This is a genomic window from Saliphagus infecundisoli, from assembly GCF_020177375.1.
GTDB lineage: Archaea > Halobacteriota > Halobacteria > Halobacteriales > Natrialbaceae > Saliphagus > Saliphagus infecundisoli.
In genome coordinates, this window is the sequence record NZ_JAIWHV010000016.1 from 70,416 (window position 1) to 79,949 (window position 9,534).

Genomic DNA, 9,534 nt, shown 5'->3' on the forward strand with positions numbered 1-9,534 from the left:
TCACCACTTCGCTGCTGCTCAGCGGTGAGGGCTATTCCTCGTATTCGGCTTCCCACACACCGTACCGATACTCGTCTATGGCTTCTGGTTCGACGTAGAGCGGGATTTCGACCGTGAGGGTGTCTCCAGCGGCCAACCCGGCGATCTCGATCGAGTTTTCGGTGACGAGTTCGCTATTGAGGTAGCCCTGCCCGCCAACACGGAGATACGAGAGGTCGTACCCAGTTTCGTTGCGAATCTCGCCAAGGATGATCACCTCTGAATCACCGTATTCCGTCTCGAGGATTTCGTAATCCGTCTCGATCCAGGTGACGTGCTCGATAGGGTCCTCTGGGCGATCGTCGGGCACATCACCTGATTCGTTCCCGCCAGTCTCGTTCTCGTCACTCCCGTTGACCTCTGGTTCGTTTTCAGAGCTCTCGCCGGCTTCGTTCGTTTCGTTCCCCCTGGTCTGGTTGCTGTCCGTCTCGTTCACATCGTCGAGGAGCGGGCCGTCGTCAGGTTCGTAGGGTTCGTCCGAGTTGTTACTCTCGTTGTCCTCCGGTACTGGTTCACTCTCGTTCTCGCTGTTTTCGTCGCCCTCGAGCGGGCTGTCGTCCTCGCCGTCGTCGATATCGGCTAGCGGACCATCGTCATCATCGCTCGGTTGCAGCCCAGCCTCGTCCGAATCATCGTTCGAACCGGATCCACTATTGCCCCCATCAGGCATGAGGCTCGACTGTCTCGCGACCTCGTACGAGCCGAGACAGCCAGCGATTGCGATAAGCGAGACGCCGCCAGTCGCCAAGAGTTCACGTCTATCCATCGTTTGACACCGTGTTGACCGTCAGCTGGTCCATCCGTGGCGCTTCGCCACCCATCAACGCACCCGAGGATACTGGGTTCCACCCGACGACGTTGACCTGCATCTCGCGGAAGTCGATCGAGTCCGTGTATGGCGAGACGTACACTGCGTTCGTATCCTCGTGGAGCGTAATCACACACTCCTCGACGACCGCTGGGCCGGCCGGTGCCGACCCGCCTTCGCCGCGAGTGCCGATGCCGTACGTTCCACCCGCACCGCCGGCCTCAGAGAACGCGATCTCGATTTCACAATTGCGAACGAGTTGCGGGCCGTCCTGGAGCAGGATTCCACGTGGGGCGATGTAGACACCCTCCGGCTTGTGATCGATCAGCACGTGGCAGTTTTCGATGACGGAGCCTGGATACGGCCCATCGAGGGCCTCCTCCTTGTCGTTGGTTCCATCCACCCAGTCGATGGGTTCCCAGTCGTCGCCTCCGTTGTTCCGAATCTGGGACCCGCCGCCGTTCCAGACGGTGCACCCAGAGACGATCTTTCGGCCGGTGCCCCCTCGAGGGTAGACCGTGTTATCGGGCCAGGGTCCACAGACCATGTTGCGGATTACGGTCGTCCCTTGCTGATCGGGATGGCCCGTGAACCCCGTCGAGCCCCAGCTCTGCCCGAAATCGGGGTGTTCGGGTCCGTCATCGAATCGGCGCTCTTCTCGGGTGTTGATCGTATCGATGTAGTGGAGCCCGCCACCGCGCATATCGATCGAGTCAACGAGGGCCACGGAGTCGGGCTCGGCAGACGCGACTCGTAAATTGGCGAATGACCCGAGCGAATGCGTTCCATGGAAGACGATATTCCGGATCTCAGCCTGTCCGTCGATGAACGCATTGAGGCCCTGCATCCCTGCGTTTTCGTGCCACGCCCAATCGAAGATGAGACCCCCAAACACGAAATTTCCGTGGTGTGGCCGTGACGACGTCCCGATACGGAACATCATCGTGGTGCCGCTGTACTCTCCACGATCGACCGTGTGCCGATGGATCGCCTCGACCTCACCATGGCGAATCACAGCCGAATACGCGATGATTTCCCTCCACGGGATGCGGATTTTCCTCGGCAAATCCTACGAGATGGCTCTGGACATTCTCGCAACGATGACGCCAATACTCGAGGAGATCGGCCTCGAACCGGCCGATCTCCCCGATCCGTCCACGTTGTGTAAGTGGTTCGACCGGATTACGATCGACGTCTGGCGAGTGCTATTGCGCCATTCGGCGCAATTGCACGACCCCTCCGATCACGTTGCCGTTGACGCGACCTATTACGATCGATCACGTGCGAGCAAGCATTACTGCCAGCGAACGAATTACCGTGTTCAGACGATCGAAGCCACGAAACTCGTAGATACAGATTCGCAAGCGATCCTCGACGTCCACTGCACAACCACCAAGCACGGAAGCGATGCGGAGGTCTGCGCGAAACTCGCCCGCCGGTACGCGGGCGAGTTACGCGTCCTCGCCGCCGACAAAGGCTATGACTGCAACTGGCTCCGTGAAGATCTCCGCGAGATCGGTATTCGGCCGCTGATCAAACACTGCATCAACAAGCCCTACGATCACGCTCAGAACGCCCGCATTGACGACGAACTCTACGGACAGCGCGCAATGACCGAAACCGTCAACTCCGCTGTCAAGCGCTCGCTCGGCGTTGCCGTGCGAGCGCGCTCCTGGTTCCGTGAATTCCGTGAGATCGTACTGATGTGTCTCGTCTACAATATCAAGCGTGCCGTTCAACAGTGAAATCCAACGCCCTATGGCGATTCAATGGAGCCGCGTATTCTGCGAACCTGCCGCCGCCTTCCGGGGCGGCAGGTTCGCCAGCATCGTCGGAATAACTTTCTGCGAGCGAGACAAACTCCTCTGCGAAGCGGGCGGTGACGTTCATGCCGATCGCCACTATCCCGCTTCAACTCCTTTGATCTACTGCCGCACCTCGACGCCTTCTAGTGATTCAATAGAGCCGAATATGGGAATAAGTATTCCAACACTAAGTAGAAATCGCCAGTTGACCGTTCCTGCGTTTTCATAGATTATGCCGGTATATTGTAGAACAGCTAACGTCAGTAGGACAGTCGCTGTAAATTTAGCGTGTTCTTGGAGGTCTGGTTTCGGGAACTTCGGCTCTGTTGAAATCCTTAGTGAGTTACAGGTTCAGCCGGTAGTTTGAGTAGATGCAGCCCCTCCCAAAGTCACGGTTGCTCCGATTTGTCGAGGAAGCATTTCAGTTAGCGCAACGTGCTGTAGCTCGATACTCCTCGAAGTTCTCGAAGCAACGCTACACGCTCCATCAGCACATCGTTCTTCTCTGTCTCAAAGTTCGAAAGGACACAACGTATCGAACACTCCTCGACGAACTCATCGAAATGCCCCGTATTCGGAACGCGATCAATCTCACTGAACTGCCTGCCCCATCAACACTGTGTAAAGCGTTCGATAGACTCGATATGGCTGTCTGGCGAGTGCTGCTCAATCTCTCTGTTTCACTGCTCCCGACCAATGGCGTTGCGGGGATTGATGCTTCGGGATTCGACCGCAGTCACGCCTCAAAACACTACACGAAACGGGCTAAACTCACGATTCAGCAACTCAAAGTAACACTGCTGGTCGATTCCAAAGTGAATGCAGTCCTTGATTTACACGTGACGACGACACGAAAACACGATAGCCAGATCGCTCCGTCGTTGATCAAACGCAACCCCGAGACTATCGACATCCTGCTCGGGGACAAAGGCTACGACGACCAGAAAGTCAGACGGCTTGCCCGTCAACACGAGATTCGTCCACTAATCAAGCATCGTGAGTTCACATCGCTTCACAAGGCATGGAATGCACGCTTAGACGCCAATCTCTACGGCCAACGGAGTCAATCAGAGACAGTCAACTCAACACTCAAGCGGAAGTACGGCGCGTTCGTCCGGTCACGACGCTGGTGGAAGCAGTTCCGTGAACTCGCTCTTGCGTGTATCGTCCACAATCTTGACCAAGCAATCTAACGACCAGTACAGGGCATTTAGATAACGTTCACCCAAGAGGTGTAGATGGGCCGATAGCGCCTGCAATGAATACATCAGCAACAAATAGAAGGAAAGCAAACCACGGTTGAAACTTGTGTTCAGACGTGGTGGCAGAAGCGTGAACATAGGCGGCTAAGCTGACAACCATACTGATGAATTACATTCTGCCGATAAAAATCCCGTTATATCGTTGTTCAGTACGCACGTGTAGTGTTCAGTAGATTCACGTAAACAATTCTCTAAAGAAGAGGATTTCAACAGAGCCGGAACTTCATATGTATGCCTCGTTCGCCGTTCGATAAGTATCTTCCCTGTACTGACCGAATGCACGTCCGAGAGTACGCCAAAACTCGGACGCTATTTTCAGATGGAGTTCATTCGAAACCCGTGCTCAGTGTGCGTGCACATAGAGCGGAAAACCCACGGACGAATATACTATTGCGTTTCTCAGACGTAAGCTTCTTGTGCTCGAATAGAAATCGCAAATATGATGGAGGCTCCACAGTTCTACATCCGTTTTGAGGAGTGGGCACAGGCCAAGTCTCGCAGTGGATTTGCTCTCCTCGTCGGTGTGGGGTCAGCGGTAGGACTGCTTGTTGTCAGCCCGCTATTCAACGATATCGGGATTCTAAATGCTGTTTCGTTGGGTATCATGATGACTGTGGTGTACTACGCATTCGACCCGTTGAACAAAGGGTGAAGCGGTACATTTGCACCCTGTATGTAACGCGCCGTTCATCGTGCCACCGTCTGTAAAATACTCGTGGCGAACAGATCATCTTAGAGAAAGAACTATAGGAGGACCAGGACGGTATCGATATCCATGGCCGTGATTTTTGGCTGTCCCGATTGCGGGCGCGGCTACTCCCGAAGCCAACAACTGGTGACTACAGACAAATACGAAAGTACTCTGTACCAATGCCCGAACTGCTACAACCCACTAGCTCGGACGCGCCAAGGTGACAATGACGCTCTCGTGTCATTGTGACTAGAGCAGGATGTGCCTTGTAGGACCAACTACGAGACGTAACGATAGGTGGGATGATCGGCGTGATCCAACTGATGCGTTACACCGAGGTGGCGAAGAGACAAGAAGGCACTGAGCGTATGCACTCTCTCGATCTACCACCTGCAGCCTCAGATACTCCTCATTCAGGTTCACGTGTCTCGATCTCGTGCTCTTCTTTGTAGGCTCGGAGATCAACGTCGTGCTCTTCTTGGATGAAATCACGCATCACCGCCATCCCCTCCCAGAGAGCGTCCAGGCGAGTCGTGAGTGTGTCCACGTCCTCACTAATGGAGTTGAGCTCATCGGAGGGTGCTGGCCGATCCTCGCTCACCGATTCACCTTTGATACTCTCGACTTGCGATTCTAATTGTGCTACGTCTGCAGCGACCTGTTCGATCCGCTCAGAGACGTCCAGTGCCCGTCGGTCTTGATCCCGGAGCTGCGTGGCGACTTTTTCACCCGAATCGGTTAGCATCGCGACAGTGGGTGGGATCGGCGCATCTGTTGCCTCACCTTTTGTGGTTTCGATGAGGCCAGCGGGGACTAACTTCTCACGAAATCGATACAAAATGTGATCGTTCTTTTCGATCCCCGTGAGGGTACTGAGCTCCGTCGTCGTTGCCTCGCCATCTGCCTCGGCGAGGGCGACCAATACGGCCTCGGACTTCCAGTCTAACGCGAGATCCTCAAGCGCCATACAACATATCATGAAGTCACTAACTCTAAAACTTTCGCTACGAACGATTAATTGATTTCCCCACTAACCGATTGCCCTCTAGCCGATTCCAGCTAACCGATTTCGAAGCGTTTCGTAGTATATTTTCTTTAGCGTCACTAATAGACCCCGTACTCTCCTAGTACTGCACTACTCCAACCGACCTCGAAGTGGGGGTCTGGCCTGGCTGACACCCAGTGTAAGGAAACAAACCAAAACCGCGTGGGGAAGGACAGGCTGGCTGATAACCGATCCACAAAACAAGAGAGCGACAGCCTCCTCGAGTGGAGAGGGAAAGCGAAGCAGTGTGAAGGGGCAGATCAAGCGAAACTGATCTCGGATGAAGGGGGTCTACAAGAAGGAGAGTATCAAATTCCAAGAATTACTCGAGAGGAGGACCAGCGAGTGAGTCAGAAGGAGAAATTATACTCAAGCTCGAGTGAGCGAGTCAACAGAGTGGGGATCGAGCGAGTCAGCAGGAAGGGGATAAGGTGCTCTAGCAGGCCAGGGGTCCACTGGGTACCAGCAGGGTGAGGGGGCATCGGGTTTCAGCCAAGTGGGGGTCCATCGAGCGAGCCAGAGCGTGGAGAGATGGCTCCAGCAGTGTGGGGGTCCAGAGGGGTGGAGCTCCAGGCCGATTGGCCGAGTGACGAGCATACTCGAGTGGAGGATGGGACAGTCAGAAGCCTTGGCAGGCGGCCAGTAGGACAGCGGCGAGGGTGCGATGCTGTGCGGGGCTGCGGTGCTGTGCGGTGCGGGTACGCCGTAGCCCGGCGGCGCAGTTTCGGACGCCATAACTGATTGTACGGGTGTGTAGACCGCTTCACACTCGCTGAGCCACCTATTCTTTCTGCAGTGAGCGTGTATTCCCACCGGTGAGGATAGCCCATGAACGACCCAGATACACCCGACGATCGGGAGACACCGAGTCGACAGTCTGCTCATTCCGATCACGATGCGCCCGAGGAGACAGGGGATTCACGAGCAGAGCAGTCGATGCTCGAGGAGGAGGCCGCCGCCGATAAGGGGGAAGACGCTGGCGACAAGCGGGACGACTCATCTGGGACGCATGCTGGCCATGGAAACGGTGGCCACGACGGAGATGGCCATGACGAGCATGGTGGCGGGATGCACGAGGGTCACGAGCAGATGTTTCGTCGTCGGTTTTTCGTTTCGACACTGCTTTCGATTCCGGTCCTTCTCTACAGCGAGACCCTCCAGGAGTGGCTGGGATTCTCGGTTCCCGTGTTTCCTGGCAGCGAGTGGATCAACCCCGTCTTTGCGGTAATCGTCTTCGCCTACGGTGGCGTACCTTTCCTTCGGATGGCCACCCCCGAGTTGAAAGATCGTGAGCCGGGGATGATGACGCTCATCTCGATGGCCATCACCGTCGCATTCGTTTACAGTCTCGCGAGCGTCGTCTTTCCGACGGCCTCGACGTTCTTCTGGGAACTCGTGACGCTGATCGACATCATGTTGCTCGGCCACTGGATCGAGATGCGTTCGGTCCGGCGCGCCTCCAGCGCACTCGACGAACTGGCAAAACTGCTTCCAGATACTGCCGAGCGTATCATCGACAAGGGGGCCATCGAGGAAGTCCCTGTGAGTGAACTCGATGAGGGCGACCTTGTATTGGTCCGGCCGGGAGCAAACGTGCCCGCTGACGGCGTCGTCAAAGAGGGGGACTCCGACGTCAATGAGTCGATGATCACTGGCGAGTCGAAACCCGTTTCGAAGGACCCGGGCGACGAGGTCATCGGCGGGACGATCAATGGCGATGGTAGTCTACGCGTTCGAATCGATGCAACGGGCGAAGAGACCACGCTCGCTGGCATCATGCGTCTCGTCGAGGAGGCCCAGGAGAGCAAGTCCCAGACCCAACAGCTCGCTGACCGTGCAGCAGGGTGGTTGTTCTACGTTGCTCTTGGGGCCGCGATCGTAACGGGCATCGCGTGGACGCTCGCGGTCTCGTTCAATGCAACGGTCATCGAACGAGTCGTGACCGTTCTCGTGATCGCTTGTCCGCATGCCCTTGGGCTGGCAATCCCGCTGGTGGTTGCGATCAATACATCCCTGGCCGCCCGAAACGGGATGCTCATTCGTGATCGGATCGCCATGGAGCAAGCCCGCGATCTCGATACCATCGTCTTCGACAAGACGGGGACGCTCACGAAAGGCGAACAGGGTGTTGTCGACGTCGAGACCGTCGACCCCGTAGAGGAGACGGAGGCACTGGCACTCGCCGCTGCCGTCGAAGGCGACTCCGAACACATGATCGCTCAGGCGATTCGTGAGGCTGCCCACGACCGAGACGTCACCGTTCCGAGTGCAACCGGGTTCGAGGCGCTCAAGGGTCGCGGCGTACGTGCGACGGTTGACGGTGAGGCGGTCCACGTCGGTGGGCCGAATCTCCTTTCGGAACTCGAGACCGACGTCCCATCCGAACTCACTGCCTTCGCGGAGGACGCTGGCGATGACGCACAGACGGTCATCTACCTGCTTCGGGAGGGAACGCCGATCGCTGCGTTCGCGCTGGCCGACGTCGTTCGCGATGAGAGCTACCAGGTCGTCGATGCCCTCCACGAGCTCGGGATCGAGGTCGCGATGCTAACGGGTGATAGCGAAGACGTCGCTCAAGCGGTGGCTGATGACCTGGGTATCGACACGGTCTTCGCCGAGGTCCTTCCCGAGGACAAGGACACGAAGGTGACCGAACTTCAAGAGCAGGGCCACCTCGTCGCGATGGTCGGCGACGGGGTCAACGACGCACCTGCGTTAACTCGTGCAGATATTGGCATCGCCATCGGAAGCGGCACCGACGTCGCTGTCCAATCGGCGGATATCATCCTCGTCCAGAACAATCCAATGGACGTCGTCCGTCTCGTCACACTGAGCAAGGCCAGCTACCGGAAGATGCAGGAAAACCTCGTGTGGGCTGCCGGCTATAACGTCTTCGCACTGCCGCTCGCAGCTGGCGTTCTCGCTCCGATCGGAATTCTGCTCTCACCTGCAGTCGGCGCGCTCTTGATGTCACTGTCGACGGTGATTGTCGCGATCAACGCCCAGTTCCTCCGTCGGGTTGATTTGAATCTCCCGTCGCTCCCGGGTGTCTCACCCGCGAGTGGACCTCCATCTGCTGATTGACGAACTCCATCGTCTCAAACTGTGTTTTCTCGTTCGATATCTGTCTATTGGGACGCGGACTCGGTGGTCTTCGCCCGGTCCACCAGTATGGGCTTTGATCTCTCCATCACGGGTTCCCTAGACAAAACACAGTAAACTGGATGTGCGGAGTCCTGCCGCTCGATGACGTAAGTACGCGAAGTGAGCAGTCTTTCGGGACTTCTTTTGTTTTGCCCGTAGCTGCGGTTCGGAGGGACGCCACTAGGCGTCTGGTCAGTGTCATAGCCAGGCACCAGCGTCTGTGAGCCAACCTATCCTCACAACCTCAGCGGATAACTTCGATGCGTAGCAGACTCGATATGGATTTCCATCGTCTCGAAGCTACGGTTTTAATGACGAACTCACGTGAGGAGTTCCGTTGCCTATTCAGCACCCTCGATTCGGAGGTGAACATCCCACCTCCCGATAGGCTTATTGGATTTCGAGATTGTTATTCACACGCATGGTTCAAACCGTTGCGTCGCATTCACCACACCACCGTGCATCCTTGCAGGCGGACCTAAGCCATCCGCCTGTTTTTGGTACTGACCATCTCTGGATTGCGTTCGGTAGAGTTCGAGAGGTGCAGCTGTACCGACTGAACTCCGCAGTAGTTCGCTTCTCGATGTGACGCTTTGTGGTCACCAGTAGACTCATACTGACGGCTAAAAGTTCATAGAGTTCGAGTCAGTAATGGCCGTATGGCCAATCTGGAGAACGTCTCTACCGAAGACCTCCGCCAGATCTTGGCGGAGGTCGATGACGGTGCAGCAGTACAGCGG

The 9,534-nt window shown here is 56.4% G+C and carries 6 protein-coding genes and 1 pseudogene; 4 read left to right on the plus strand and 3 right to left on the minus strand.

The window, feature by feature from the left end; all coding sequences use genetic code 11:
* Window positions 1–31 precede the first annotated feature (31 nt).
* Complete coding sequence (locus LCF40_RS15915) at window positions 32–805, minus strand: hypothetical protein (RefSeq protein WP_224829218.1); 774 nt, start codon at window positions 803–805, stop codon at window positions 32–34.
* Window positions 798–1,574 (minus strand): hypothetical protein, encoded by a 777-nt coding sequence (locus LCF40_RS15920; RefSeq protein ID WP_224829219.1) that lies wholly within the window; start codon window positions 1,572–1,574, stop codon window positions 798–800. The genes LCF40_RS15915 and LCF40_RS15920 overlap by 8 nt, the downstream gene beginning before the upstream one ends.
* A 289-nt stretch (window positions 1,575–1,863) precedes the next feature.
* Between LCF40_RS15920 and LCF40_RS15925 the strand changes: the two are divergent.
* The 3 genes and pseudogenes from LCF40_RS15925 to LCF40_RS15935 form a co-directional block, all read left to right on the plus strand.
* Window positions 1,864–2,592 (plus strand): annotated as a pseudogene (locus LCF40_RS15925) (IS5 family transposase); the annotation flags it as partial.
* Between the two features lie 431 nt (window positions 2,593–3,023).
* Window positions 3,024–3,845 carry an IS5 family transposase gene (locus tag LCF40_RS15930; RefSeq protein WP_224829220.1) on the plus strand — a complete coding sequence of 274 codons (822 nt, stop codon included), beginning with the start codon at window positions 3,024–3,026 and terminating at the stop codon, window positions 3,843–3,845.
* Window positions 3,846–4,356: 511 nt separating this feature from the next.
* Window positions 4,357–4,566, plus strand: a complete 210-nt coding sequence (locus LCF40_RS15935; protein ID WP_224829221.1) for a hypothetical protein — start codon at window positions 4,357–4,359, stop codon at window positions 4,564–4,566.
* 448 nt (window positions 4,567–5,014) lie between these two features.
* On the opposite strand, the gene LCF40_RS15940 is transcribed toward LCF40_RS15935, so the two are convergent.
* Window positions 5,015–5,572, minus strand: a complete 558-nt coding sequence (locus LCF40_RS15940) for a hypothetical protein (protein WP_224829222.1) — start codon at window positions 5,570–5,572, stop codon at window positions 5,015–5,017.
* A 1,146-nt stretch (window positions 5,573–6,718) separates the two neighbouring features.
* Here LCF40_RS15940 and LCF40_RS15945 point away from each other — a divergent pair.
* Window positions 6,719–8,734 (plus strand): copper-translocating P-type ATPase, encoded by a 2,016-nt coding sequence (locus LCF40_RS15945; protein WP_224829225.1) that lies wholly within the window; start codon window positions 6,719–6,721, stop codon window positions 8,732–8,734.
* The last annotated feature ends 800 nt before the right edge of the window (window positions 8,735–9,534 follow it).